Origin of the sequence: Glutamicibacter mishrai (assembly GCF_012221945.1) — a bacterium.
GTDB classification, from domain to species: domain Bacteria; phylum Actinomycetota; class Actinomycetes; order Actinomycetales; family Micrococcaceae; genus Glutamicibacter; species Glutamicibacter mishrai.
In genome coordinates this window covers 1,288,518-1,314,894 of record NZ_CP032549.1, presented here as the reverse complement: position 1 = coordinate 1,314,894, position 26,377 = coordinate 1,288,518, and the positions used below count along the sequence as shown (strand labels likewise).

Below are 26,377 nucleotides of genomic sequence, written 5' to 3'. Positions count from 1 at the left end.
ACTCTGGTGATGAATCGGGTTTGAGCGCAAGATGATGGCATGGATACCGTCCAATCCCTGAGAATCGAACCGTTGACCGAGTCGCGGATGGAAGACTTCGCCGCGGTGGTGAACCCGAATCACCGGCAGAAGCACTGCTGGTGCTTGTCCCACCGGCTCAGCACCCAGGAAATCCGGGAGCGCGGCGGAGAAGACCGCTATGAAGCGATGTGCTCGCTGGCCCGCGAGAAGATCGCCCCGGGAGTCATCGCCTATCTGGGGGACCAGCCGGTGGGGTGGTGCAGCATCTCGCCGCGGGCGCAGATTCCGAAGCTGGAGAACTCGAAGCTGATCCGACCGGTGGATGATCTGAGGGTGTGGAGCATCATCTGCATGGTGGTGCGCGGTGGTTACCGGCGCAGGGGAGTGAATCGCCAGATGGTGCTCGGTGCGCTGGAGTATGCCAAGAGCCTGGGCGCGCCCGCGGTGGAGGCCTACCCGGTGGATCCTGAAGGCCGGATGGATCTGACCATGGCCTTTGTCGGGACGCGCAAGATGTTCGAGGAGGCCGGTTTCGAAGTGGTGGGCGTCAGTGATGCGGTGGCCAGCCGAATGCCGCGGCTGATCATGCGCAAGACGCTGTGATGGCTACCGTTTTTCGGTGAGGGCCTGCACGCCGAGAAGTCCTTGCTCATCCAGGCTCTTGTGGAAGTAGGAGGAGATCGCAGTTTTGGCCGCGTCGCCCGCCGCGACTGGATCACCGGCTTCGATGGCATCGAAGATGGCTCGGTCCAGGGAAACGACTTTTTTCATTTCCCGCCGCTCATTATCCGAATGGCTCATCTGGTCGTTCATGACCTGCAGGATCGCGCCGGCCACTGCCTCGCCGCAGATCCGCAGGATACTGTTGTGGCTGGCTTCCCATACCGCCGCGTGGAAATCCAGATCGGCCCGGTTGAATGAATCGGAACCGGTGCTGGATTCGACTTCCATGCGTTCGACGGCGTCGCGCATTGCGGCCAGCTGCTCATCGTTGTGCATGACTGCGGCGAGCTGGCAGGCGGAGCTTTCCAAAACGATGCGGAATTGCACCAGCTCATCGAGCGACAGGGAAGAAATCCGGGTGAGGTTGGCGAAGGATCGTCCCAGATGATCCGTGGAGACCGGCAAGACGACTGGGCCGCTGCGTCCACCGGGTTTTGAGGCGATGAGCCCCTGGCTTTGAAGCACCCGCAGTGCCTCGCGAACCGTGGGACGGCTGACCGAGAACTGCGTCATCAGCTCGCGTTCGCTGGGCAGGTGCTGCCCTGGCTTGATCTCTTTGGACAAGATCGCTTCTTCGATCTGCTGGACAACTCGCTCGTAGGTCAGCGTTGGCACGGCCGGCGTAAAAGTCAGCTTGCTCATGTGGAGCCTTCCTTGGATCGAAAACACTCGGTTGAGGACAAAGATATCCCAGCTGTCGCTTCAAGAACATGCAAAATCGAAAACTTCTCAAACTGGTAAGACCAGAAAACTTAGTAGAAATATCAGCATGGATGGTGTTTCATGGATCACATCACTCATTGGCACGTTGAACGATGGAGAATCATGAGCTCGAAGAAAAACCTCTGCCGGTTGGTTACGACAGCACTTGTTGGCACGCTGACTTTGAGCGCGTGCTCTGCCGGATCAAGCTCGACCGCCACCGATGACGCTAGCCACAAGACCTCGGTCACCGTGGCGTTGACCGGCGAGCCGGTCAACCTCGATTTCACCAAGACCGCGGGCGCAGCTATTCCCCAGGCGCTCATGTCCAATGTCTACGAAGGCCTGGTCGAGATCGACCAGGAAGGCAAGATCCAGCCCCTGCTGGCGGAATCGTGGGAACTGAGCAACGGCAACAAGACCTACACGTTCAAACTTCGTGACGGCGTCACCTTCTCCAACGGCGAAGCCTTCACCGCCGATGACGTCAAATTCAGCATCGACCGAGTCAAGTCCGACGCCTGGGTCTCCAGCCTGAAAGCCAAGATGGACATCGTTGATTCGGTGAAGGTCATCAGCGACACCGAAGTGGCGGTCACCCTCAAGAAGCCGAGCAACGCCTGGCTCTTCGACATGGGAACCCTGGTCGGAGCCATGTTCGACCCGAGCGGCGTGGACGACTTGGCCAGCACCGCCATCGGCACCGGCCCTTATGAAATCGAGGCATGGAACCGTGGCCAGTCCATCGACTTCGCCACGCGCGAGGACTACTGGGGCGAAAAGCCAGGCGTCGAAAAGGCAACGCTGCGCTACTTCGCGGACGCGGTGGCGACCACCAACGCCTTGCAATCCGGTGACGTGGACGTTGTCTACAACATGCAGTCCCCGGAGCTGCTTTCCTCCTTTGAATCCAATGACCAGTTCCAGGTCCTGGAGGGAACCTCCAACGGAGAAATCGTGTTGTCGATGAACAACAAGAAAGCTCCATTTGATGACAAGCGAGTCCGCCAAGCGGTCATGCATGCCATCGACCGCCAAGCCGTTGTCGACACTGCGTGGAATGGCTACGGAACCGTCGTCGGCGGGCCAGTGCCGACAACCGACCCGTACTACGAAGACCTCAATGACGTTTACCCTTATGATCCCGAGAAAGCCAAGAAGCTTTTGAAGGAAGCGGGGGCGGAAGACCTCAGCGTGAAGTTCACGGTGCCTACCCGTCCTTACGCCACCGCGGTGTCCGAAATCGTCGTCTCCCAGCTGGCTGATGTGGGAATCAAGGCAAGCATCGAATCCGCCGAATTCCCTGCGGTATGGCTGGACCAGGTCTTCACCAAAAAGGATTACCAGATGTCGGTAGTCCTGGCCGTGGAAAGCCGCGATGTCTTGGCCATGTTCAACAACCCGGACTACTACCTGGGCTACGACAACTCGAAGATCAAGGATGTGGCGGCCACGGCCGACGCAGCCGATGAAGCCGGCTACGTCGACGGAATGAAGAAGGTCGTACGCACCATCGTCGACGACGCTGCCGCGGATACCCTGTTCATCTTCCCCAACATCGTTGTCGCCAAGTCGACAGTCACTGGGATTCCAGAAAACTCCGTCACCGAAGCACTGGATCTGACCGGAATCGGCTGGAACTGACACGCTGCCGATGCCTGAGGGGAATCGCTGATGGGACTTCGAATACTGATCAATGTGGCGAGATTTGTCGTCACCTATGTGGTGGCTACCGTGGCGGTGTTCTTCTTCATGAGAGCCATCCCCGGCGACCCTGCCCAGATCGCCTTGGGCGTAAATGCGACGCCAGAGCTGTTGGCCAAGACCCGCGCGGAATTCGGCACCGACCGTCCGCTGATCGTCCAGTACTTCGACTGGGCGCTGGGTCTGCCATTTGGCGACTTCGGCACCTCGTATGTCACGCGGCAGGATATCAGTCCGCTGATCCTGGACCGGGTGCAGGTGAGCCTGATCCTTGTCGTCTTGGCGATGATCGTGGCCTTGGCCATTGCGGTGCCCTTCGGAACCTACGCGGCGGTCAAGCACCGCAACCCCAGCGGCATCGTGATCAGCGGCATCAGCCAGCTGGGAGTTGCCGTTCCCAACTTCCTTGCCGGAATCCTGCTGGTCGTGGTGTTCGCGGTGGGCCTGGGGTGGCTGCCGGCCAACGGGTGGACCCCGCCCGGCGTCGATTTTGCCGACTTCCTGGCACGCGTGATCTTGCCGGTGCTCGCCCTGGCCTCGGTCCAGGGAGCCATCCTCACCCGGTATGTCCGCTCGGCAGTCATGGAAGTGATGAGCGAAGACTATCTGCGCACCGCCCGGTCCAAAGGGCTGAGCAAACTGCAGGCCCTGGTCAAACACGGCCTGCGCAATGCCTCGATTCCGGTGCTCACGGTCACCAGCGTCCAGCTGGCGGCATTGATCATCGGAGCCGTCGTCATTGAACGGGTGTTCGTGATTCCCGGTTTGGGATCCATGCTGCTCGATGCCGTCGGAAACCGCGATCTGCTCACCGTGCAATCGGTGGTCATGGTGCTCGTAGCCATCACGCTGATCATCAATCTGGTCGTCGACGTGCTCTATACGATCCTTGATCCGCGTATCAGAAAGGGAGCGTAATGACACAAGAACAAGTGGTGGCCAAGCCTGCCAAGCGCAAGCTGTCATCGACGTTGATCGTGGGAGGCACGCTCGTCGCCCTGGTGCTGATCGCGGCCCTGGTCTCCTTTATCTGGACCCCCTATGATCCTGTCCAAGCGGTCCCCGCCGACCGCTTGCAAGGATCAAGCGCCGCGCACCTGATGGGCACCGACCGATATGGCCGAGACCTGTTTTCCGGCGTGCTCTACGGAGCGCGCATCACCTTGCTGGTCGGCCTGGTCGCAGTGGGCATTGCCTTGCTGATCGGCACCCCGCTGGGCATCCTGGCCGGGATGCGCGGCGGGGTGACCGAGGAAATCACGATGCGCGGCGCCGATATCCTGCTGGCTTTTCCGGCCCTGCTGGTAGCCATCATGTTCGGCGCGGTATTCGGGGCCAGCACCCTGACCGCCATGTTGGCCATCGGTATCGGCTCGATCCCGGGCTTCGCCCGCGTTGCCCGCAGCGGAACGCTGCAGGTGATGAGCACCGAGTACATCATGGCGGCCAAGGCGGCGAGCCAAAGCAGCTGGAGGATCGCCAGACGCCACGTTTTGCCCAACATCATCGGCATGGTCGTCGTCCAGTGCTCCGTCTCCTTTGCCATCGCAGTACTGGCCGAAGCGGCATTGTCCTTCCTCGGGCTGGGCACCCCGCCACCGGTTCCATCCTGGGGACGCATGCTCCAGGAATCGCAGCAGTTCCTTGGCACCTATCCGATGCTGGCCGTCTGGCCAGGTATCGCTATCGCGACTGCCGTCTTGGGCTTCACCCTGCTGGGTGACGGCTTGCGGGACCGGTTCGATCCCAAACTGAACGGAGAGCGCTGATCATGGCCGCGAACGACGTGCGCTCAAACCTGTTGGAAGTCTCCAACCTGACGATCAAGACCAAGACCCGCACCTTGGTCACGGACTTCAACTTGAGCATGAAACGCGGGGACCGGGTAGGGCTGATCGGCGAATCCGGTTCCGGCAAGTCGATGACCACTTCGGCATTGATGGGCCTGTTGCCCGAGGGAGTCAGCGCCCAAGGGTCGATCCAATTGGCCGGCCATTCCGGAAACATGGTGGAGGCCAGCGACAAGGAACTGCAGAAGATCCGCGGCAAGGACATGGCCATGGTCTTCCAGGAACCGCTGACCGCCTTGAACCCGCTGATGAAGGTAGGGAAGCAAGTCGCGGAGATCATGAGCACGCACAAGAGCGTGGGCAGCAAGGCCGAAGCGCGCCAGCGTGCCGTTGAACTGCTGGCCTCGGTCAAATTGCCGGATCCTGAACGTGCCGCCAGGTCTTATCCGCATCAGCTTTCGGGCGGCCAGCGGCAACGCGCCATGCTGGCCATGGCGCTGGCCAATGATCCGGGACTGCTGCTGTGCGATGAGCCGACGACGGCGCTGGATGTGACGGTGCAACGCCAGGTGCTGGATTTGATCCAGGAATCCGTGGCTGAACGCGGCACCGGATTACTGTTCATCACCCATGACTTGTCGGTGGTGGCCAATGTCTGCGACCGGGTCCTGGTGATGAACAACGGGCACATTGTCGAAGAGGGCAGCACCGAAGAAGTCTTCAGCAACCCGCAGCATCCCTACACGCGCGGCTTGCTGGCGGCCTCGGATTTGAATGCCACCGATGCCGATGGAAGGTTGTTCACCGTGGCCTCGGCTGCAGCCTATGTGCCGCCGTCCCTTGATGATCCGCAGCCAGAAGCCGTCGCCGAAACCAAGGCTCCGGAGCCGGACCAGCAAGTTGCGGCTGGCGGCAAGGAACCGGTGATCAGCGTCAAGGATCTTGTCCGCACCTACCCGGTGGGCCGCACGTCGCTCTTTGGCAAGCCGGGAGAAGTGCAAGCGCTGCGCGGCATTTCCTTCGACGTGGCCGCAGGCCAGCGATTTGGCGTCGTGGGCGAATCCGGATCCGGGAAATCAACCCTGCTGCGAATTCTCGCCGGGCTCGACCAGCCGACCTCAGGCAGCGTGCAAGTGGCCGGCAACCAAATCGCCGGCGCCAGGGAAAAAGACCTCCTGCAGCTGCGCCAGCAATTGCAGATCGTTTTCCAGGATCCCATGGGGTCCCTGGATCCACGCATGAAAGTCCGGGACATCATTGCCGAGCCATTGCTGGCTCCGGGGCAAAAAGTCGACAGCGCCAAGCACCGCAAGCAGGTAGCCGACATGCTCGGCGCAGTGGGGTTGCCTGCCGATGCCGCTGAACGCTTCCCGCACCAGTTCTCCGGCGGACAGCGCCAGAGGATCTCCATCGCCCGGGCATTGATCTGCGAGCCCAAGGTGCTCGTCGCTGATGAGCCGGTGAGCGCGCTGGATGTCTCGGTCAGGGCCCAGGTGCTCAATCTGCTCTCCGATCTGGTCGATGACTACCAGCTGACCTTGGTCTTCGTCTCCCATGACCTCTCTGTCGTGCGCTATATCTGCGACAACGTCGTGGTGATGAACCACGGAGAGATCGTCGAGAGCGGGAGAACCGAGCAGATCTATGACAATCCGCAGCATAGCTACACCCGCACGTTGGTGAATTCATCAATGTCGCTTCGCGAGGAACTAGCGACTCGCTAGGAGTACCGCGCACATCGAGAGGTCCGCATGTCACAAATATCAGAGCATTCCACAGCCCTGCACCAGCTCTCGGCCCGTGAACTCGGTGCGGCCTACGCCGCGCGCGAGCTATCACCCGTGGAGGTCGCCCGCTCGGTGATCAGCCGCGTCGAGGAACGCGAGCCGGTACTCAACGCGATGTACAAGTTCGACCCCCAGGACGTGCTGCGCCAAGCGGAGCAGAGCGAGCAACGCTGGGCCAGCGGAGCACCCCGAGGTGCCCTGGATGGAGTGCCGGTCACGGTCAAGGAGAATATTGCCCGGAAGGGTATTCCGATGCCTTCGGGGACCGCGCTGTCCAACCCCAAGGTCCCTACGCAGAACGCCCCCATCACCGATCGGATCCTGGAAGCCGGGGCGGTCATCGTCGGATCCACCACCATGCCGGACTGGGGCATGCTCTCCTCCGGGGTGTCCAGCCTGCACGGTATTACCCGCAGCGCGTGGAATCCGGAGTGGACCACCGGCGGATCCAGTGCCGGGGCCGGGGCTGCCGCGGCGGCAGGCTATGGCCCATTGCATGTCGGCACGGATATTGGCGGCTCGATCCGGCTGCCGGGCGGATGGCAGGCGTTGGCCACGCTCAAGCCGAGCGCGGGGCTGATTCCTTTGGATGTTCCGTATATCGGCAGGGCTGCGGGGCCGATGGGCCGCAGTGTCACCGATATCGCCTTGTTAATGTCGATCCTTGCTCAACCCGATCTTCGGGATTACACGACCAGGCCTTACCCGGCCATGGACTGGACGGCGGACCCCATCGACGTGCGGGGCCTGAAAGTGGCCGTGCACCTTGATGCCAACGCCGGCGCGGCCGTCGAGTCGGAAATCGCCGCGGCAGTTTCCGCGGTTGCTGACCTCTTCGCAGCGACGGGGGCAGATGTGGAAGTGCTCAATCCATTCATTGATCAACAAATGCTTGACCGGCTGGATGGTTTTTGGCGGACACGATCGCTGGCTGACTACAGGGAGCTTCCAGCGGCAGAACAGTCCAAGGTGCTGGACTATATTGTCGCGTGGTGCACCGATGGCGGGAAGTTTGATGGCGCGGATACCATCAGGAACTTCGGGGCCATTGACCAGATGCAGAAGGCGACCATTGCCGCCACCAGCGAATTCGACATCGTGATTTCGCCGGTGTCCCCGATGGCTGCGTTCCCCGCCGAACAGCCCATGCCGCACCCTGATCCTCACGCCACGATGAGCCACATTGGCTTTACCGTTCCCTACAACATGTCCGGGCAGCCAGCTGCGACAGTGAACTGCGGATTCACCAGCGACGGCAAACCCATCGGCGTGCAGCTCTCCGGACGGGTAGGAGCAGATGACCAGGTGCTGAAGGCTGCCAGCTGGTACGAATCGCAGCGACCTGCAACCGCTGTACCCAACTGGCTGGAGCTGGATTAGTCCCTATGCTGATCGATGCCGGCGGCTCGTTCGCCGCCAACAGGCAACGAGAGCGATAGCGCTCCGAAGATTTTCCCTGACGCGGGGTTGCAATGGCAGGCACGAATTGGATGATGCGGTCTTCGCAGATCCGTCGGAAGTCCAAAGCGTTCAGGAGCTCAGTATGTGAACCCAAGGCGATTATTTGCGAATGGCCAAAGTTTCATTCCAAAGTGCCGGCGAATCACCAGCCTATTTTGCACCGAAATCCGCAACCGAAACTATCCAACTGAAACCCAGAACGATTACCGTGATTGGTAAAAGTACAGGTAGGCAAACGAAAAAGGTAGTAATGTCGGACAAACTGGATCTCGAAGCGCAATGGCCTGAACTCTTCACTCAGCTTGACACCAAGAAGCGCCGCGCTGTGGTGCAATCGTTCGCTGCCGCGTGGCATGAAGGCTGGAAGCCTAACCGCGAAGACGTTGAAAACCTGACCGACTACATGCGCGGAGCTATTGACCGTCCGGAGTACGAACGCCGGGCCACGGAGACTGCCGAGTGTCAACGGGCTGCTCCGCAAGATATCAAAACGGTGTGAACTCATTTGATACTTGGGAATCGTACTTATACCCGGAAACCTTTCACCCGGCCACGGGTGAAGCCACACTGCGCAACTTGTGACGGCCTTGGGGAATGATCCGGTCACGCCGCCATAGCTTCGCGTCAGCTCACTAGTTGGAGTAGACCTGGGCAATCCTGTTATCCGGTGGTGCTGCCGAAAGAAGCAAGAGCGGACAGCGCGGTCCGTTCTTCCTCCGCCAGCAGATGACCGTAATACTCAAAGAGGCTGCTGCGCGCAAAGTGCTCCGCCAAGTGGGCATCCTGGTCGCGGATTGCCTGGAATACCTGGGCATGGTGGTCAATGGTGCGTTGCATCAGCGCGTGATCATCTGCGCTCTGCTCAATGCTGCTGGTTATGAGCTGCTCAATGGAGTCGCGCACGGCTTGCGCGGAAATGCGCAAGAGCGCGTGGCCGCTGGCATTGGCAACAACATCATGGAAATCCAAGTCGGCCTTGCTGAAGGCGTCTTGGCCTTGCGTCCGGGCCGCCCGCATCCGGGCCATGGCCTTTTCGAGCTGCAACAGGTCGGCTTCGGTACGCCGCGTTGCGGCCAGAGAGTTGGCAGATGACTCCAGAGTCATGCGGTAGATCAGCAGATCCGCGAGGCTTGAGGCCGAGGTTGCGGCCAGCCTGCTGATCATTTTCCGCAACGGGACGGAGGTCGGCGCCATGATCACTGCCCCGCGGGGATCACCTGGACGAGAGGCAATCATCCCGTTGCTTTCCAGCACGCGCATGGCTTCGCGAACAGAAGAGCGGCTGACCTGGAAGGTCGTGACCAGTTCGCGTTCGCCGGGCAGATGCTCGCCAGCTTTGAGCTCGCCGGAGAGCACCTGTTGCTCGATGTGGTTCACGATGGCTTCGAAAGCCCGGGCTTTGGGGGCTTCTGCTGGCTGGGGTAGCTGCGTCATGGGCGGTTTTCCCTGATCCAGATCAGTTAGGCGGTGTGAAACGTCCGTCGATGGCGGTCCATCCGCCATCAACGCTGAGCACGGAACCGGTCACGAAGCTTGAAGCATCGGAAGCCAGATAGACGATGGCGCCAGCCATTTCCTCCGGCCTGGCCCACCGCCCCAGGGCGCTCTTATTGGCGTAGGCGTTGTACCATTCTTCGTTGGCCTTGATTTGAGCAGTCAGCGGGGTTTCAACTACGCCTGGGGCGATTACATTGACGCGTACCGCGTGCTCGCCGAATTCTGCGGCCGCCGTGCGGACCAGCTGCACCAGAGCGGCCTTGGTTGCCGCGTAGACGCTCTGCCCGGGTTCGACTACAGAAGCGCGGATTGAAGCCACGCCAATGATGGACCCGCCGCCATTGGCTGCCAAGCGGGGAGCGAAGGCCTGGATAAGCGAGAACGAGGCACGCAGATTCAGGTTCACAACCTTGTCGAATTCATCCATCGTGTAATCGACAATGCGCTTGCGCACGTTCATTGCGGCAGTGAATACCAGAGCGGAGATGTCCTGGTATTTTTCTGCGGCTGCTTGGACCGCTTCCTGGTCCAGGACGTTGAGCTTGATGGCGGTCGCGGTGTCGCCAAGCATGCTTGCTGTCTCTTGAGCTGCTTCTTCGTTGAGATCTGCGCAGATGACCTGGGCATTGTGGGCGTTGAGGGCAAGGGCTGCTTCGCGCCCGATGCCGCTGCCGGCACCGATCACCAGAACGCGGCGTGAGGAGAACTGGAATAACTGTGAGTAGTCCACGAGGGGGCTTCTTTCTATACAGTCGTTTAGGGGCGGATCAGTGCCATGCGGGTTACCGTGAACTCCTCGATGGCGAAGCGAGGGCCTTCACGGCCGATACCGGAATCCTTGACGCCTCCGTACGGCATGATGTCGGACCTGAAACCGGGGATCTCATTGATGACAACTCCGCCGACCTTGAGCGTATCGATAGCGCGGAAAGCTGTTTTGAGCGAGCTGCTGTAGATGGCCGCCTGCAATCCGTACCGGGAGTCATTGAGTGCTTCAAAGGCCGTATCAAGATCGGGAACCGTTTCCAGGCAGACAACCGGGCCGAAGATCTCTTCGCTCCATAACGCCAGGTCCCTCGGGACGTCCCGAACCACGGTCGGCTGAAGCGACCGTCCCTCGAGAGCGCCCCCTGCCAACACTTGAGCGCCTCGTTCTGCGGCATCGTTGAGCCAGCCCAGAATCCGTTGGGTTGATGCCTCGTTAATGACCGGCGCTACCCGGGTGTCTGCCGAGCGAGGATCTCCGACAACCACTTCCTTGATGCGCTCCAGCAGCTGGGCTTGGAACTCCTCGGCTATTTCCTGCTGAAGCAATACACGCTGGATGGAGATGCAGGCCTGGCCATTGGCGTAGAAGCCTCCGCGCAGCACAGCGTCTACGGCATCTGGAATGCTGGCGTCCGATGCGACGATGAATCCGGTATTCGAGCCAAGCTCGAGCACGGTTTTCCTCGGGGCGGCGTTCTTGGCGATCTGATGTCCGACGGCGGCGGAACCGGTGAAGGAAACCACCGCAGAGCGTGGATCGCCCACCAGTCGCTCGCCGACATCGATGCCACCGGTGACAAGCTGGACGGCGCTGCGGCTAACACCGTATTCGGCCAGGACCTCCCGGATGATGTGCACGGCCCACAGCGTGGCGAGGGGAGTATTCGGGGCCGGCTTGAGGATGATCGGGCATCCCGCGGCAAGGGCTGGTGCCAGCTTGTGGCTTGCCAACAGCAGCGGGTAGTTGAAGCCCGCAATGCCTATGACAATTCCTGCCGGTTTGCGAACCCAGAAGCCCATCATGCCTTCGCCGGCGGGCTGCAGATCCAGCGGCACTGTCTCGCCATGGATGTGGGCGACTTCTTCGGCGGCCGAGGACCACGTGGTCAGCGTCCGGGCTACTTCCACCCGGCAGTCAACCAATGGCTTGCCGGTTTCCAGGACCAGAAGGTTTTCCAGCTCTTCGCGATGTAATGCCAGATGATCATGCACGGAAGAGAGAATGGCGCGGCGCGTTCCGGTGCTCAGGTGTTCTGCCTCTGCCGCGACGTGCTCGGCGGCATTCAAGGCGTTCTCGGCATCTTCCACGGTTCCCACCGGTGCTGTGGCAACCACCGATAAGTCATAGGGGAAGACGATATCTACGCTGTCTCCACACGGAACCCACTGGTCGCCGATGGGCAGGCCATCGGGATAAGCATTCAGATAAGTCGACACCATTCCTACTTTCGAGACGCCGTTAGCGGAAGTTTTACTGGTCAGACCAGTAGGTGATTCAAGCTAACCTGTGATCTAGCTCGCAGTCAATGGATTTGCTCAATTTGACGCCAAAGACAGCCAAAATCGTTGAAATCATTGACAACCCGACGGGGCGCAGGAACAGTATTGGTCAACAACATGCCTCTGGATACCAAGCCAGATCTGGGCAGGAATCCGATGCCGGGCGGTGACAATGACAACGAAGTGGCGCAGCAGCATCTCTTTGGCGGCTGAAACCGCAGGCCTGATCAGCGAACGCATTTTCTCCGGGCGGTACGAGCAAGGCGAGCAGCTGCGGCAAGCATCCATATCGGAGCAACTGGAAGTGAGCAGGACACCCTTGCGGGATGCCTTGACCCTGCTGGCAAACGACGGGCTGATCCAGTTCGATGAATCCGGCCGAGCCACCGTGAAAGCAATGACGCCTCGTGCCTTCAAGGACGCATTGCACTACCGGCGAATGATCGAGACCGGTGCCTGCGACCTCTTGCAGCGCAATGAAGCAGCCGAACAACTTGCCGGGTTGCAGAAATCCTTGGCCAGCCTGGCCGGCGACCACTCGCCTCGAAACCGATCAAGATTTCACACAGAGCTGCTTGAGCACACGCGCAATGATCATCTGCACCGCGCAGTGCCTATGGTGCGGCTGACAGAGGAGGTCTGGCTGCCCACCCGACCTTGGTATCAGGAATTCACGAACCAGCTATTTCGCTATATCGAGGTGGCCAGTGAGGCGATCGTGCACGGCTCGGTGCCAGAGGCGCGAATCCAGATTCAGAAGTACTTCGACGAACTGCTCCAACTTATTGAGAACAATGAAAGGACCACGCTATGAACAGCTACTCCATCGCCGTAGTACCCGGAGACGGTATTGGTCCCGAGGTCATGGATGGCGCGCTAAAAGTGCTGGCCGCCGCCGAAAAAACGTTCGGCATCAGCCTGGAATACCACCACTACGCAGCCGGCGCGCAACATTATCTGACCACCGGAGAACTGTGGAACCGCGACCTTGAACAACAGCTTCGAACGCACGATGCCGTGCTCTTCGGAGCCATGGGAGACCCTTTGGTGCAACCGGGAATCCTGGAGCGCGGATTCATCCTCGCGATGCGGCAGGCATTCGAACAAGCGGTCAACCTGCGCCCGGTCAAGCTCTATCCCGGCGTAGCGACTCCGATCGCCGGCCTCACGCCTGAACGCTGCGATTTGGTCATCGTGCGTGAAAACACCGAAGGGGCTTACGTCGGCCAGGGCTCGACAATCCATGCCAATACTCCCAATACGGTTGCGGTCCAGGAGTCGGTCAATACCAGAGCAGGCATCGAGCGAGTCGTCGAATACTCCTTCAAGCTCGCCATGAGCCGTCGCAGGAAACTGACGCTCTGCCACAAGAAAAACATCCTCATCGAGGCAGGAAAACTCTGGCAAGAAGTCGTTGATGCAGTGTCCGCGCGGTACCCCGAAGTCCAGGTGGACTACGTCCATGTTGATGCCATGTGCTTCCACCTTCCCATCGCGCCGGAAAAGTTCGACGTCGTGGTCACGGATAACCTCTTTGGCGATATCATCACGGATTTGGGTGCCGTCATCCAGGGCGGGCTGGGAGTTGCCGCCAGCGGGAACCTGAATCTTGATGGCTCGGCTCCGAGCATGTTCGAAGCGATTCACGGATCAGCGCCGGATATTGCCGGCAAGGGCTGGGCGAATCCGGTAGGAGCGATTCTCTCAGCCGCGATGATGCTGGCCCATCTCGGGGAAAAGACCGCAGCGCAGGCCATCGAAGCAGCAGCGGTGAACGTGCTGAAGGATTTGCCGGAACTGGCCGGCCCGGGAATGGGAATGACTACCAATGAGGTTGCCGCAGCAATTTCCTCGCAGATCCGCGCCGATTTCACCAAGGTGGAGGGACTTTCGGTGATGGAAAGCCTGGCAGATAGCCGCTGATGCCTGCGAACTGATGGAGCTCGGCTGTTGGTTCAATATCCACTTGCCGGTGCCCCGGCGTTTGCCAACTATCAATCAGGTTTTCAACCAGTGCCGATAGCGTCGCTATCATGGGACGGCTATTCATGGCGCTGGGAGATTCCTTCACCGAAGGCGTGGGGGACTGGGAGCCTCGGCTGCCCAACGGCGTGCGTGGCTGGGCCGATCGCGTGGCCAAGCAGCTATCCAAGGCCGATCCGCAGTGGCAGTACGTGAACCTGGGCATCCGCAGCCGCCGCCTCGAGCAGATCGTAGAAGAACAGATTCCTATCGCGCTGGACCTGAAGCCGGAAGTGATCACCTTCTACGCTGGCGGCAACGACATCCTGGAGTTCCGCAAGGACATGAAGCTCTTCCTTGAACGCTACTCCCAAGCCGTCGCCGACCTGGTATCCACCGGGGCCAAAGTCCTGTTGTTCACCGGCTTTGATATCCCCGTGCATCCAGTCCTGGCCCCGTTCAAAAGGCGGAACTGGCGTTTTAATGATTGCGTGCGCGAGCTGGCTCTCATGTATCCCGACAATGTGGTGCTCGTGGACTACTGGCAGTGGGATGTCTACCGCGACAAGCGCATGTGGGACACCGACAAATTGCATATGAACCGTGCCGGCCACCGCTATATGGCGATCCGCATCTTGGAGATCCTCGGCTCGGAACACCACCTGGAATTCGATCCGCTCGGAGAAAGCCAGCGGGTGGGTTTCTGGCAGGCCACCCAGCGCGATGTCGAATGGCTCAGGCAGTGGGTGCTGCCGATGTTCGGGCGAAGGATGCGGGGAGTGACCCTGGGCGATGAGCTCCAGCCGAGATGGCCAGAACCGATGTATCCGGCCAAGGGGATGAAAAAGCAATTCCGCAAACGCCGCGCGGTTTCATCCGCACGGCATTTGCGGAATTCAGAAGTGTCCTAGCTTGTCGCAGCTCTAGCCTTCGGAAGCTTCCATGGACTGCAGGGCCTCGGGGCTCATCCACGAGATTTCCCAGACGTGGCCGTCGGGATCCTGGACCGCCGCCTGGTACATTCCGGGGAATGGCTCGTCGGCCGGGCGGTAGATGCTGCCGCCACCAGCCTGGGCGCGGGTGACAAAATCATCCACGCCTTCGCGGGTATCGGAGGACAGCGCGTTCAGCGCCTCGCGCTGTGCCGAGCCAACGCCTGGGGTATCGCCATTGACCAGGAAGCTGGCGAAGAATTCCTGCTGCAGGCTCATGACGAAGATGTTCTCATCGATGATCCACGAGGTGGCGTTCTCATCGGAGAAGGCGGGGTTCTTGGCGAAGCCCAAGGCTTCGTAGAATTTGTCGGCTGCGGCTAGGTCTGCGGTTGGAAGGTTGACGAAGATCATTCGGCCCATGGCTTTGCTCGCTTCTGTCTAGGCGGGTGATGCTAAGTAGCAAGTACCACTTTGCGCCATGCATCGTGCCAGTTCAAGGGCGATGCGGGAACTATCGGAAACAGGCAACAAGGCCCCGGCCATGGCGCGGGAATTGCGCGCATGGCCGGGGCCTTGAAAACACCCTGGATGCAGTGTGGGCTTAGGGCAATTGTCCTGGAAACTTAGACCAGTGCCTTGGTGATTTCCAGCGGAATGCGGTCACGCGTGTAGGTGATGTGGTCGTATCCGTGTGGCTCAGGCTTGCCGTCCTCGCCGATGTTCACAAAGACGATCTTTTCGATGGTGAGGATCGACTCCTGGGTGAAGATGTTGCGTACTTCCGCACGCAGGGTGATCGAGGTCCGGCCGAAGTCGATGGCGGTCAGGCCCATCTCGATCAGGTCGCCTTCCTTGGCGGAGGCGATGAAGTTGATTTCGGACATGAACTTGGTGACAACATGCTTGTTGCCCAGCTGGATGATGGAGTAGATCGCTGCTTCTTCATCAATCCAGCGCAATAGGCTGCCGCCGAACAGCGTGCCATTTGCATTCAGATCTTCTGGGCGAACCCACTTGCGCGTATGAAAAGTAATACCCTTAGCCATACTCAAAATGCTAAGTCAGGCAGTGCCCAGCGCGCTGTAAGTTGCTCCACATTGTCACCCAAAACACATAGCCTCGCCATGGACAGGCCACCTGTGCTACCCGTTGCCGGCCCGGCGGGGGCCCTGAATGATGCCAAGCGTTCTCGCTGTTGGTAGTCTCAAGTCAGGCACGAGTAAATAGACGTTGAGAGCAGCAAAGGCAGGTGACAGTGAACTATCCTTCGGAAGGTAATAACGAGACCATCCCGACCGATTTTGACGACGTGGTTCAGCAGGTATCCACCGGTGCGCTGGAACATGACCGGATCGATGAACTGCTCAGGGAAGCCCATGCGCGGTACGCCGATGTCGATGAGGGGCTGCTGGCCCACTACATCCCGATCCTCGGCCAAGCCGATCCGGATCTCTTCGGCATCGCCATGTCCCATGTTGGCGGTTCGGTGCACTCGGTGGGCGACTGCAGTCACCAGTTCTCCATCCAGTCCATCTCCAAGATGTTCGTCTACGCCCTGGTCCTGCAGGAGCACGGCCGTGAACTGGTCCGCGAACGCATCGGCGTGAACAACACCGGAATGTCGTTCAACTCGGTGATGGCCTTCGAGCTGAACAACGGGCACCCGATGAATCCGATGGTCAACGCCGGCGCCATCGCGACCACTTCGATGATCCCGGGAAAAACCGCTGCCAAGAAGTGGGAGAACGTTCGCGAAGGGCTATCGGCTTTTGCCGGGCGCTCGCTGAGCTTGGATGACGAGGTCTACCACTCCGAGTCGCTGGCCAATGAACGCAATAAGGCCCTGGGCCACTTGCTCAAGAGCAACGGCCGGCTCGACGATGATCCAACCGATGCCGTGGACGTGTATACCAAGCAATGCTCGCTGAATGTCACCGCCCATGACCTAGCCATCATGGGTGCGACCCTGGCCGACGGCGGAGTGAATCCGGTGACCGGGCAGCGCGTGGTGGATGCGGATGTCTGCCGCGATACCCTGGCTACGGTGGCCAGCAACGGCCTCTACGAACGGTCGGGCGAGTGGCTCTTTGAAATCGGCATTCCGGCCAAGTCCGGTGTTTCCGGCGGCATCGTCGCGGTGGCTCCGGGTAAGGGCGCAATTGGCGCCTTTTCTCCACCGCTGGACATGGCAGGCAATTCGGTGCGGGCTCAATTGGCCATCGGTCAGCTCTCGCGCGCGATGGGTTTGAACCTTTTCGCCTCGGCACCAGACCGGCGCATCTAATTCAACTTGTTTCTAGACAAATCAGCCAGGCGCAGGAATTGGCCAACTGGCTAGATTTTTTGACGGGTGCGCTGCGAGATTCAGCCACCTGTCAAAATCTTTTCCAAGGTGATGTCTTGCAGCGTTGCGCCGTTTCGAAAGGCTTAGTCAAACGACTATTGGAGTTGGATGCTGGCGTCGAAGGGGTGGGGTGCAGCAGTGTAGGCATTGCGGTCTTCCGTTAATTGTTTCGGCAGAAAAAGGAATGAGTGGGCAAGGGGGTTGTGATTCTTACTAAATGGGCTTTACTTGAAGTATGTGTCATTGGCGGCACACGGACTTTGAGGAAACGGATTTCATGAAGAAGGTAACCAAAGCAACCATTGCGGCTGTGGCCGCCGGCGCATTGCTTCTCGGCGGAGCCGGAACGGTCGCTCGCTGGCAAGCTCAGCAGAGCATCGATGCGGGTAGTGTGGAAACAGGCCACCTGAATTTGACCACCGGGGAGCCCGGCTCCTGGCAAGACATCAGTAATCCCGCTGCACCGGTGCCCTTTAATCCGGCTACCGATCAGCTGGTTCCCGGTGACGTAGTTGCCTTCAGCCAGACTGCCACTATCGATGCCGAGGGCAAGAACATTGCTGGTTCTCTGAGCGTGGATCAGTTGGAAACCGCCTTGGGTGCGCTTGAAGGGTACGTCACGGTGGCACTGAAGGTTGACGCATCGGCACCGGGCATCACCGAAGAAGCCGATGGAACGCTGACCTTTGCCGAGCCTGGCAAGTACTCGGTTCCGTTCCTCATTACCGTCACCTTTGACGAAGGCGCCGTAGGCGATACGCCTGCCTCGACCTATGACCAGGTCCTGGACCTTCAAGCGCTCACCCTGACCCTGGATCAGGTCCGCGCGTAATTATTGAATGCGGATCGGCCGGCGCATGCCTAAACCCTTGAAGCTCGCCTTGTGCGCGACTGTGCTCTTGCTGCTGGGAATCAGTGCGCAGGGCACGGCCGCTACCTGGCGTGCCGAAAGAACCGTGGATCCGCCGGCGCTAACGAGTGGATCGCTGGGACTTCTGGCCGGAGGCGAAGCACGGTACCAGTTCACGAAACTGGCCGGCAGCGAACTGGTCCCGGGGTCTTTCACTCAGGCGTCGCTGGCGATCAGCAACGCGGGGACGGTCGACCTGTCATATCAGCTTGCAGGGGCGGTAAATTCAGCGACTTCTCCGAATGCTGCCGACCAATCGTTGGCCAAGGCATTGCGCGTGGCCATATATTCGGGCATGAGCCCGGCGGCTTGCGACGCGTACCAGCCACTGACCGGAGAGCTGTTGTACACCGGGCCATTGGACGCTGCCGCACGCTTCGAGAAGGCCAGGGTGCTGAGTGCTGAACCAACACCAGCGAGCGAGGATTTGTGCGTGCGCGTTTCGGTGCCTGCCGGTGCAGTGCAATCGGCCGCAGGTGGGAAAGTGGCATTGACCTTGAGCTTCGTAGGACAGCAGCGATGAGGGCGGAATTGAGTGTGCGCCGTTCAGAGCCGCGGCAGCGAACCGGGATCCTGTGGTGGTCCGGGCAGATCCTTTCCTGGCTTGTCCTTTTTGTGGTGCTCGCCCTGATTGCCGTCATGATCGTTGTGCCGAAATTGGGCGGGGCAACGGCGTATACAGTCCTCACCGGTTCCATGCGGCCGCAGTTTCCTCCTGGAACCCTGGTGGTGGTCAAGCCCACTGATCCCGGGCAGCTACGCATCGGCGACGTGGCCACCTATCAACTGGTCTCGGGCGAGCCTGAAGTAATCACGCACCGGGTGGCCGGCATCGGTTCCAGCCTTGCCGGGGATCAACAATTCATCTTCCGCGGGGACGCCAATAATGTCGAGGACAAACCGGTTCAGCCAGAGCAAATCAGAGGCAGGCTCTGGTACTCCGTGCCCTTGCTTGGATTCGTCAATAACGCGCTCACCGGCCAGCAGCGCACCTGGCTGACATGGATTGTCGCCGGTGGGTTGATCGCCTATTCGCTGGTGATGTTCGCAGGGGCTTGGCGTGAAAGGCAGGAGCAATGAGCGTGGGGGAAAGGCAGCGTCTGAAAATCATCATAGGTGTTTTTGCTGTGGCCCCCTGCTGTGCTTTTGCCACGGTCGTACCCGCAATAGCGGGCGAGACAGCAGATCACGGCCTGAGCTATAGCGTGGATGGTCAGTCCTACTCGCAGAATCCTCCGCCGATCTTCAAGGATGTGCATGCGCTGGTGCCCGGTGATGACGTCGAGGGGTCCTTGTGGATCCGCAATGACCGGCAGTCTGCCATCGAGCTCGGCGTTCAGGCAGTCCCGCCCCCGGAATCGACCGAGATCTATTTCAAGGCCGCAGGGGCTTCGAAATTCCATCTGGAGCCTGCGGACGCCACCGAAGTGGAGTTGAGGTTGGGATTGCCGCTCTCCGCTGGCAACGATTCAGCGGACCAGATCGTGCCGGGACTGGAAGTTCGCGTCCACGCGATGGAACCGGTTGCCTCAAGCGAACCAACGCAGCGACCAGGCCCGAGTGATGACAGCAACGATCACGAGGGCGATCTTCTGGATACCGGCGTGAACCTCGAGACGCTGTGGGCCTCGCTTGCACTTGCCATGGTCGGAAGCGTGGCACTGATAGCGTCGAGACGTAGGAATCGACGCCACCATGAAAAGGACGGGACACAATGATGAGCGAACGTTCAGCGCGCATCAAGGCGGTATTGTCCTTGGGCATCATCGTGGGGTTCGGCGCTGTCTCGACGCTGGCCGCATGGACCGGTGAAGCGACCGCCACCTCCAGCATCAGCACGGCAACTGTTGCCCTCGGGGTTGGCGGCACCGCAGGCACCGCCACCTCGGCCAGCTACCAGATGCCCATTAACGGCAGCAGCCTTTTCCCGGGAGCCAGCTCGGCCTCTGTAGTGGTCGTCAAGAATACCGGGTCTATTTCCGCGCCGTACGTTTTCCAAGGGAAGATCACCGAAGCTGGAACCACCACGTTGGGCGCGGGGCTCAACGTCGTGGTGAAAACCGGTGCCACCGTCAGCGGGAGCGGCTCCAGTGTCACCTGTTCAGGCGGCACCACGCTGATGATGAAGAACGCTGGCGCCCAATTCGGCGGCGCTTCAAACCCCAGGCCCCTGACTTCTGGCAGCAGTGAAACCCTGTGCGTTCAGTACTCGCTGCCCGTGAACGCGGCTAATGCCCTCCAAGGAGCATCGACCACGCTCTCCCTGGCCTTCACGTCAACCGTGGGGTCGTGAGATGGCGTTGGACCGGATGCGAATGGGGAGGGCAAGCACACTGGGCCCCTTCCAGAAGGTTTTGCTGAACATTTGCGCTGTCGTGGGTTCACTGTGCCTGCTCATGGCGGTGCTGGCTTTGGCTTGGGGAATCAAGCCGCTGGTCTTCGCCTCGGGTTCCATGGGACCGGGCATTCCCACCGGATCCCTCGGCGTGGCAATTCCTGCGACGGCCGATCAAATCCACGTGGGCGATGTGGTCTCGGTGGTCAACAGCGGGAACCAGCGGATAACCCATCGCGTCGTGGAGAAAGTGCCCGGAGGGATGGTACTCAAGGGGGACGCCAATCCGGTGCCCGATTTGGAGACCTACCCAGCGGGGCAGGTTGATCGGTTGCTCGTGAGCATTCCGGGGCTGGGCTACGTGGTCTCCTGGCTCAGCCAACCCTGGGCCTACGCCCTCGGCGGCCTGTTGTCTGCCTATTTGCTCTTTATTGCCTTCCGAAGCAAAGGTGGCAACGACGCAGGACCCGAGGCATTGTCGCAGAGCCGCCTGACAGCCCCGGAAGAGTCAGGGGCGCCAACCCAGCCCCGGCGGGGCGCCAAGAAATGGCAGAGGCTAGGGGCCGGACTAGTTGTGCTCGCAGTGCTTGGGGCGTACGCGGTGTTCGGGCCGAAAGCCGAACTGACCCAAGCGGCATTTACTGGAACGGCTGATGCCTCATCGGTGATCACCGCGGGCAGGTTAGCACCAGCCACAGGGGCGCTTGCCTGCACCGAGACCGGCACCTTGCTCACAACGGCCAATATTTCCTGGCCCGCACAGCAGATCCCGACCGGGTCCCGGCTTGTGCTCAGGCTTCAAACCGACGCCTCGACCTACGGCTATACAAATCTGGCGGCCGGTGCGACATCGGCAGCCTATGGGCCTGGGCTGAATCTTCTGGGGCTGATCACCTCGGGTGGGGCCCGGTCAATGGAGCTGAAACTGCTGGTCGTCTTTACGACCGACGGTGGCGCAGTCAACGAAACCGGCAGCAATATCGGATGGGCTTCGCCGGTGGGGACATCACCCACCCGAACCATCGTCTATCACCCCGGGCTATTGCTGGCCAGGGACTTTACCTGCTCGTAGCTAGGGACGCTGGGTGGCTGCGGCCGACGGCGCGCTCCTAGCGGTCTTCGGATCCAGCTGCGGCCTGCTGGCTCAGCGCGCCAAGCAACATGGTCAGTCCGAGCTTGAAGGTGCTGCGCGGACGAGTGCTGTCCGCTAAGCCTGCATCCAATGCCTCCCTGAAATAGCTTGATGATTCGCAGGAGGCTTCCCAGACTTCTGCCGGGGCGGCTGCGTCCAGGGCGGAACCCAGCACAAATGAATCAATAATCGTGATGGCCTGCAGGCGCCGTTTCGGCTCGAATCCAGCCAGTGCGAAAGCTTCCGCCAGGGCATCGTAGACACGAAGCGTGGTGCTGTCACTGACGGTATGGGTGGTCAACAGCGGGATGAGCCGTGGGTGCTTCGAATAGGATGCCCAGTACTCGGTGGCGATATCCTGAACTGCCTCCTGCCAACTGACATCGCGCAAATCGGGCAATTGGATTTCCGACATGGCTTGCCCGCGCATGAGCTCGATGATTTCCGCACGTCCCTGGACGTGGTTGTACAGCGAGGAGGCGGAGACCGATAGGGTCTTGGCCAGCTGGGGCAGGGTGAAGTCGCCGCGGGCATCTACTAATTCGAGGGCCGCCGCGGCAATGGCGGAGGTGCTCAATTTGGGTTGTGATGGCCGGGCCACGGCTCACTCCTGTCGCTAGGAATCTCTTGACATGAGCATACACAAAATAAACGAAAGTCATTCGTTAAAACTCTTGCTTTCGCTCGCAGGGTGCATCTATTCTAAAAAACGAATCACATTCGTTTAAAACCCTGAAGGTGAACCATGCAAGAAATCCTGGCCCTGACCCCGCCGGCCTCCCCGGCCCGCGTCGACGATGCCGAACGCGGCACGCTCACCGTGGCACTGGTGCAGCACCGCTGGCACGAAAACCCGGCCGAGACCGAAGCCGAACTGGAAGAAGGCATCAAGTCCGCAGCCACGCATGGCGCCAAAATCGTCTTCCTCCCCGAGCTGACCCTGAGCAAGTACCCGGCCTTCGAAATCCCCGAAGCAGGGGCGGCGGATGCCACCGCGGAAGACCTGATGACCGGCAAGACCTTCAGCTTCGCCAAGAAGATGGCCGCTAGCTACGGCATCCACATCCACATCTCGCTGTTCCGCACCGCGCCTGAGAGCGACGGACTGGGACTGAACACCGCCATCATCGTCTCGCCCGAAGGAGAGCTGGTAGCGGCCACCAACAAGCTGCACATTCCGCGCACCGCCGGATACTACGAAGACAAGTACTTCCGCGAAGGCCCCAACGATGATCCGTACCCGGTGCACCGCGTCGCCGAACTGGGAGATCTGGCCATGGGCCTGCCCACCTGCTGGGATGAGTGGTTCAGCGAACCGCCACGCATCTACTCGCTGGCCGGCGCCGACCTGCTGGCCTACCCGACGGCCATCGGCTCCGAGCCCGACCACCCGGACTTCGACACCGAACCACTGTGGCGCCAGACCATCATCGGCAACGCCATCGCCAATGGCCTGTTCATGGTGGTGCCCAACCGCTGGGGCGATGAAGGCGCGCTGACCTTCTACGGCTCTTCCTTCATCTGTGACCCCTACGGGCGCATCCTCGCCCGCGCCCCGCGCGACGAATCCGCGGTCCTGGTCGCCACCCTGGACCTGGATGCCCGCCGCGACTGGCTGACCCTGTTCCCCTTCCTGCGCACCCGCCGCCCCGAAACCTACGGCGCAATGACCCAGTCGCGCGAAGACGCCGGACTGGGCGAAAGGAGCGCCAGCAATGCCTGAGTTCTACATGCCCGCAGAGACCGAAGCCCATGAGCGGATCTTCATGGCCTTCCCCTCCGGCGGCTACACGCTGGGGGATACCGAAGAAGAAGCCGAGGCAGCCAGGACCACCTGGAGCCAGGTGGCCAAGGCCATCACCCGATTCACCCCGGTCACCATGGTGGTGGACCCATCGGCCGAGGCCGACGCGCGTCGGCACCTGGGCGACGGGGTGGACTACGTAATCCAAGAGCTCGACGACGCCTGGATGCGCGATATCGGCCCGACCTTCGTGCGCACCAAGGGCAACTCCCTGGCCGCGGTGAACTGGAACTTCAACGGCTGGGGAGCCCAAAGCTGGGCCAGCTGGGAGAAGGACCAGCTCATCGCCGGCCACCTCGCCCAGCTCACCGGCCTGGCCGAATTGCGCGCGGGCATCACCAACGAGGGCGGCGGCATCCACGTGGATGGCGAGGGCACCATCCTGGCCACCCGCAGCGTGCAACTGGATCCGGGGCGCAACCCCGGCGCCACCGAAGCGCAGATCGAGGAAGAATTCTCCCGCCTTTTGGGCACCAGCAAGGTCATCTGGCTGGATCGCGGGCTGAGTCGCGACAACGAGGAATTCGGCACCCGCGGACACGTGGATATCGTCGCCTGCTTCGCCGCCCCGGGCGTAGTGCTCTACCACGACCAGCAAAACCCCCAGCACCCCGACTTCCTGATCTCCCGGGAAGTCCGCGAGCGCCTGGAAGCCTCCACGGATGCCCAGGGCCGCAAGCTCACGCTGATCCCGGTGCCGGCCCCGAGCGTGCTGCGCGATGAGGAAGGCTGGGTGGATTACTCCTACATCAACCACCTGGTCACCAACGGTGGGGTAATCGCCTGCGCCTTCGACGATCCGAACGACCAGCAAGCCGCGACGATCCTGGCCGACGCCTACCCGGGCCGCGAGGTGCTCAGCGTGGATGCGCGCGAGCTCTTTGCCCGCGGCGGCGGCATCCACTGCATCACCCAGCAGCTGCCGCGCGCCTAACGGCCGAGCCTAAGCCACACCGAGGGTGCGCCGGCGTTCCAGGAACAGCGGCGCGCGCTCGGTGCCGGTGGCGGCGAAGAGCGCCTCGCTGCCCCGGATGCCCAGGGCCAGCTCGGCGAGGTATTCGCCGATGGCCGGGACGAATTTAGAGCCGTGGCCGCTGAACCCCGCGCCAATGGTGATCGGGCCGAGCCGGTCCAGGATGAAATGCTCGTCATCGGTATTCGCGTAGGTGCAGGAGACCGGCTCAAAATCCTGCGGGTCCACGCAGGGAAGCCACCGCTGCGCGTAGAGCTGCAGGGCATGCAGCTGTTCCTCGATGACCTGGTGCGGGCGGTGCTCCGGGTCGATCACCGCCCCCGAACCATGCCAGCCCACCTTGATGCCCGACCCCGGGGTGTGCATGCCGTAGATCGGCCCGAATACCGGGGAGCCGATATCGCGGCTGCCGTCGAGGATGTGGTTGAATCCCGGGAAGCGGCCGGGATCCTGGCGCAGCGCGAAGTGCACCGGATGCTCTTCGGTGACGTGGAGCCTCGGCAGAACAATGCCCGGCAGCAGCTGCCGGGTCCACGCGCCGGCGGTGAGGATGACCTGGCGGGCGTGCAGGGTCTCATTCCCATTCGCGTTGCGCACTTCCACCGCCACGCGCTCTTCCCCTAGCACCTCGATGCCGGTGACCTGCTGGGAATGCCGGACGCCGGCCCCGGCCTGCGCGGCCAAGGACTGCAGGGCTGCCACCGTGGCGTCGGCATTGATCTGCCCGCCGGCAGGAATGTGCAGCACCTCGGTTTCGAACCTCATGCCGCCAAAGCGTTCCTCGGCTTCCTCGATGCCCAGCAGCTCGCTGGCGAAACCGGCCTCGGCCAGCACCTGATGCATCTGGCGCTGTTCGGCGACGATGCCGTGGTTCACCAAGCCGGTGCGATGCAGCAGCTCGGTGCCCGCCTGGGCGGAGAGCTCATCCCATAAGCTGTCGGCCCGCTGCAGCAGATGCAGGTACTCGGGCCTAGCGTAGGCAGGATTGAAGTTCCGGGTGGTTCCATGCGAAGCGCCATTGAGGTGCCCGGGCTCGAAGCGTTCCAGCAGCAGCACCTCGTGCCCCCGCTGCGCCAGCGACAAGGCGGCCGCGCTGCCCATGGCCCCGCCGCCAATGATCAGGAATTCTACGTCGTTGCTCACTTTTCCAGCCTAGAACCTTGGCCGGGCCGCAGTCAGGTCAGCGGACGCATTGCGCGTGCACTAACGTAATAGTTGAGGAACAACAAGGATGTGGAGGCGGCGTGGAGCAGAGCGTGCAACTGGCGGCGGTAATTTCGCTGGCGGCAGCGGTGTTCGTCGGAGCTTCCACCCAGCGCATCTCCGGGATGGGCTTCGCGCTGGTGGCCTCGCCCTTCCTGGTCATCGTGCTCGGACCGCACGCGGGAATCACTCTGGTCAACCTGCTGGGCGCCTGCAGCAGCCTGATGATCTTCATCCAGGTCTTCCGCCAGGTGGAGTACAAAAAGGTCGCGCTGATCCTGATCCCGGCCATGATCATGACCATCCCCGGCGCGTGGGTCGCGGCCCGCGTGGACGGCCCGTGGCTGTCCATCGGCATCGCGGTCATGGTGATCCTCGCACTGGTCTCCAGCTTCCTGGTGCGCAACCTTCCGGCCGCCCAGGGCAAAGCCATGGCCATTGGCGCGGGCGCCATTTCAGGGTTCATGTCGGTCACGGCAGGGGTCTCCGGGCCGGCTATCGCCGGATACGCGGTGGCCAGCCGGTGGCCGCAAGCGAAGTTCGCGATCTCTGTCCAGCTGTATTTCCTGGTGCTCTCCAGCACCTCCCTGCTGGCAAAGGGCGGATTGCCGCACCTTCATTGGACCCAGTGGGTGGCCTGCTTTGGTGCCATGCTCGTGGGCATCTTGCTGGGAAACTATCTGGCGCCAAAAATCCCGGCCAAATACAGCCGGGGGTTCGTGGTGCTGATCGCCTTCGCCGGGGCCATCAGCCTGATGGTTGAAGGCATTGTCGCGCTCGCCGGCCAATAGGCCCAAGCTATACCGGATGCGGGTTCGTCAACCTC

The 26,377-nt window shown here is 61.0% G+C and carries 28 protein-coding genes and 1 pseudogene; 20 read left to right on the top strand and 9 right to left on the bottom strand.

All coding sequences use genetic code 11. The features are described 5' to 3' along the window. Window positions 1–39: 39 nt before the first annotated feature. Entirely contained in the window at window positions 40–624 is a 585-nt protein-coding gene (locus D3791_RS06225) for a GNAT family N-acetyltransferase (RefSeq protein ID WP_172511619.1), read from the top strand. Window positions 625–627: 3 nt separating this feature from the next. Here D3791_RS06225 and D3791_RS06220 read toward each other — a convergent pair whose 3' ends face one another. Continuing rightward, window positions 628–1,386 (bottom strand): FadR/GntR family transcriptional regulator, encoded by a 759-nt coding sequence (locus tag D3791_RS06220; RefSeq protein WP_022875617.1) that lies wholly within the window; start codon window positions 1,384–1,386, stop codon window positions 628–630. A 183-nt stretch (window positions 1,387–1,569) separates the two neighbouring features. Between D3791_RS06220 and D3791_RS06215 the strand changes: the two genes are divergently transcribed. The 5 genes from D3791_RS06215 to D3791_RS06195 are packed head-to-tail and all read left to right on the top strand — an operon-like array spanning window position 1,570 to window position 8,107. Then, window positions 1,570–3,090, top strand: a complete 1,521-nt coding sequence (locus tag D3791_RS06215; RefSeq protein WP_172511618.1) for an ABC transporter substrate-binding protein — start codon at window positions 1,570–1,572, stop codon at window positions 3,088–3,090. A gap of 30 nt (window positions 3,091–3,120) precedes the next feature. Then, window positions 3,121–4,068, top strand: coding sequence for an ABC transporter permease (locus tag D3791_RS06210; RefSeq protein ID WP_022875615.1), 948 nt, complete (start codon window positions 3,121–3,123; stop codon window positions 4,066–4,068). Further along, on the top strand, window positions 4,068–4,919 hold the full coding sequence (locus D3791_RS06205; RefSeq protein WP_022875614.1) for an ABC transporter permease: 852 nt from the start codon (window positions 4,068–4,070) through the stop codon (window positions 4,917–4,919). The genes D3791_RS06210 and D3791_RS06205 overlap by 1 nt, the downstream gene beginning before the upstream one ends. Before the next feature lie 2 nt (window positions 4,920–4,921). Next, on the top strand, window positions 4,922–6,664 hold the full coding sequence (locus D3791_RS06200) for a dipeptide ABC transporter ATP-binding protein (RefSeq protein WP_022875613.1): 1,743 nt from the start codon (window positions 4,922–4,924) through the stop codon (window positions 6,662–6,664). A 27-nt stretch (window positions 6,665–6,691) separates the two neighbouring features. Further along, window positions 6,692–8,107 carry an amidase gene (locus tag D3791_RS06195; RefSeq protein ID WP_172511617.1) on the top strand — a complete coding sequence of 472 codons (1,416 nt, stop codon included), beginning with the start codon at window positions 6,692–6,694 and terminating at the stop codon, window positions 8,105–8,107. 2 nt (window positions 8,108–8,109) lie between these two features. Here the strand turns inward: D3791_RS06195 and D3791_RS06190 are convergent. Continuing rightward, a pseudogene (locus D3791_RS06190) lies at window positions 8,110–8,291 on the bottom strand (IS1380 family transposase); the annotation flags it as partial. A gap of 147 nt (window positions 8,292–8,438) precedes the next feature. Here D3791_RS06190 and D3791_RS06185 point away from each other — a divergent pair. Beyond that, window positions 8,439–8,687: an antitoxin VbhA family protein gene (locus D3791_RS06185; protein ID WP_172511616.1), complete on the top strand. Its 249-nt coding sequence runs from the start codon at window positions 8,439–8,441 to the stop codon at window positions 8,685–8,687. 161 nt (window positions 8,688–8,848) lie between these two features. Here the strand turns inward: D3791_RS06185 and D3791_RS06180 are convergent, their stop codons facing one another. The 3 genes from D3791_RS06180 to D3791_RS06170 are packed head-to-tail and all read right to left on the bottom strand — an operon-like array spanning window position 8,849 to window position 11,893. Further along, window positions 8,849–9,622: a FadR/GntR family transcriptional regulator gene (locus D3791_RS06180; RefSeq protein WP_172511615.1), complete on the bottom strand. Its 774-nt coding sequence runs from the start codon at window positions 9,620–9,622 to the stop codon at window positions 8,849–8,851. A gap of 22 nt (window positions 9,623–9,644) precedes the next feature. Continuing rightward, window positions 9,645–10,415, bottom strand: a complete 771-nt coding sequence (locus tag D3791_RS06175; protein ID WP_172511614.1) for an SDR family NAD(P)-dependent oxidoreductase — start codon at window positions 10,413–10,415, stop codon at window positions 9,645–9,647. A 26-nt stretch (window positions 10,416–10,441) separates the two neighbouring features. After that, window positions 10,442–11,893: an aldehyde dehydrogenase family protein gene (locus D3791_RS06170; RefSeq protein WP_172511613.1), complete on the bottom strand. Its 1,452-nt coding sequence runs from the start codon at window positions 11,891–11,893 to the stop codon at window positions 10,442–10,444. A 232-nt stretch (window positions 11,894–12,125) separates the two neighbouring features. On the opposite strand from D3791_RS06170, the gene D3791_RS06165 reads away from it, so the two are divergent. The 3 genes from D3791_RS06165 to D3791_RS06155 all read left to right on the top strand — a co-directional run bounded on the left by D3791_RS06165 (window position 12,126) and on the right by D3791_RS06155 (window position 14,826). After that, window positions 12,126–12,767 carry a GntR family transcriptional regulator gene (locus tag D3791_RS06165; protein ID WP_172511612.1) on the top strand — a complete coding sequence of 214 codons (642 nt, stop codon included), beginning with the start codon at window positions 12,126–12,128 and terminating at the stop codon, window positions 12,765–12,767. Further along, window positions 12,764–13,876 (top strand): 3-isopropylmalate dehydrogenase, encoded by a 1,113-nt coding sequence (locus tag D3791_RS06160; protein ID WP_172511611.1) that lies wholly within the window; start codon window positions 12,764–12,766, stop codon window positions 13,874–13,876. Before D3791_RS06165 ends, D3791_RS06160 begins: the two co-directional genes overlap by 4 nt. A 125-nt stretch (window positions 13,877–14,001) precedes the next feature. Then, window positions 14,002–14,826, top strand: coding sequence for an SGNH/GDSL hydrolase family protein (locus tag D3791_RS06155; protein WP_246242385.1), 825 nt, complete (start codon window positions 14,002–14,004; stop codon window positions 14,824–14,826). 12 nt (window positions 14,827–14,838) lie between these two features. Here D3791_RS06155 and D3791_RS06150 read toward each other — a convergent pair whose 3' ends face one another. Together D3791_RS06150 and D3791_RS06145 are read right to left on the bottom strand one after the other, a co-directional pair. Next, on the bottom strand, window positions 14,839–15,270 hold the full coding sequence (locus tag D3791_RS06150) for a VOC family protein (protein ID WP_061956334.1): 432 nt from the start codon (window positions 15,268–15,270) through the stop codon (window positions 14,839–14,841). A 203-nt stretch (window positions 15,271–15,473) separates the two neighbouring features. After that, complete coding sequence (locus D3791_RS06145; RefSeq protein WP_022875603.1) at window positions 15,474–15,896, bottom strand: acyl-CoA thioesterase; 423 nt, start codon at window positions 15,894–15,896, stop codon at window positions 15,474–15,476. A 209-nt stretch (window positions 15,897–16,105) separates the two neighbouring features. Between D3791_RS06145 and glsA the strand changes: the two genes are divergently transcribed. From glsA to D3791_RS06110, 7 genes are all read left to right on the top strand, one after another. After that, window positions 16,106–17,134, top strand: a complete 1,029-nt coding sequence (glsA, locus tag D3791_RS06140) for a glutaminase A (protein WP_172511609.1) — start codon at window positions 16,106–16,108, stop codon at window positions 17,132–17,134. Window positions 17,135–17,471: 337 nt separating this feature from the next. After that, window positions 17,472–18,026 (top strand): alternate-type signal peptide domain-containing protein, encoded by a 555-nt coding sequence (locus tag D3791_RS06135; RefSeq protein ID WP_022875601.1) that lies wholly within the window; start codon window positions 17,472–17,474, stop codon window positions 18,024–18,026. A gap of 25 nt (window positions 18,027–18,051) precedes the next feature. Then, entirely contained in the window at window positions 18,052–18,627 is a 576-nt protein-coding gene (locus tag D3791_RS06130) for a hypothetical protein (RefSeq protein ID WP_172511608.1), read from the top strand. Then, a complete protein-coding gene (locus tag D3791_RS06125; RefSeq protein ID WP_172511607.1) occupies window positions 18,624–19,184 on the top strand; it encodes a signal peptidase I in 561 nt (186 codons plus the stop codon). Before D3791_RS06130 ends, D3791_RS06125 begins: the two co-directional genes overlap by 4 nt. Further along, entirely contained in the window at window positions 19,181–19,822 is a 642-nt protein-coding gene (locus tag D3791_RS06120) for a hypothetical protein (protein WP_172511606.1), read from the top strand. The genes D3791_RS06125 and D3791_RS06120 overlap by 4 nt, the downstream gene beginning before the upstream one ends. After that, window positions 19,822–20,397: a hypothetical protein gene (locus D3791_RS06115; protein WP_028268607.1), complete on the top strand. Its 576-nt coding sequence runs from the start codon at window positions 19,822–19,824 to the stop codon at window positions 20,395–20,397. The genes D3791_RS06120 and D3791_RS06115 overlap by 1 nt, the downstream gene beginning before the upstream one ends. A 22-nt stretch (window positions 20,398–20,419) precedes the next feature. Continuing rightward, window positions 20,420–21,511 carry a signal peptidase I gene (locus D3791_RS06110; protein ID WP_172511605.1) on the top strand — a complete coding sequence of 364 codons (1,092 nt, stop codon included), beginning with the start codon at window positions 20,420–20,422 and terminating at the stop codon, window positions 21,509–21,511. A gap of 37 nt (window positions 21,512–21,548) precedes the next feature. Here D3791_RS06110 and D3791_RS06105 read toward each other — a convergent pair whose 3' ends face one another. Then, on the bottom strand, window positions 21,549–22,172 hold the full coding sequence (locus tag D3791_RS06105) for a TetR/AcrR family transcriptional regulator (protein ID WP_022875595.1): 624 nt from the start codon (window positions 22,170–22,172) through the stop codon (window positions 21,549–21,551). Between the two features lie 144 nt (window positions 22,173–22,316). Between D3791_RS06105 and D3791_RS06100 the strand changes: the two genes are divergently transcribed. Together D3791_RS06100 and D3791_RS06095 are read left to right on the top strand one after the other, a co-directional pair. Next, a complete protein-coding gene (locus D3791_RS06100; protein WP_172511604.1) occupies window positions 22,317–23,294 on the top strand; it encodes a nitrilase-related carbon-nitrogen hydrolase in 978 nt (325 codons plus the stop codon). Beyond that, window positions 23,287–24,309, top strand: coding sequence for an agmatine deiminase family protein (locus D3791_RS06095; RefSeq protein WP_172511603.1), 1,023 nt, complete (start codon window positions 23,287–23,289; stop codon window positions 24,307–24,309). Before D3791_RS06100 ends, D3791_RS06095 begins: the two co-directional genes overlap by 8 nt. Window positions 24,310–24,318: 9 nt before the next feature. On the opposite strand, the gene D3791_RS06090 is transcribed toward D3791_RS06095, so the two are convergent. Continuing rightward, a complete protein-coding gene (locus tag D3791_RS06090) occupies window positions 24,319–25,491 on the bottom strand; it encodes an FAD-dependent oxidoreductase (RefSeq protein WP_172511602.1) in 1,173 nt (390 codons plus the stop codon). Between the two features lie 101 nt (window positions 25,492–25,592). Between D3791_RS06090 and D3791_RS06085 the strand changes: the two genes are divergently transcribed. Beyond that, a complete protein-coding gene (locus tag D3791_RS06085; RefSeq protein WP_172511601.1) occupies window positions 25,593–26,342 on the top strand; it encodes a sulfite exporter TauE/SafE family protein in 750 nt (249 codons plus the stop codon). Window positions 26,343–26,377: the final 35 nt, after the last annotated feature.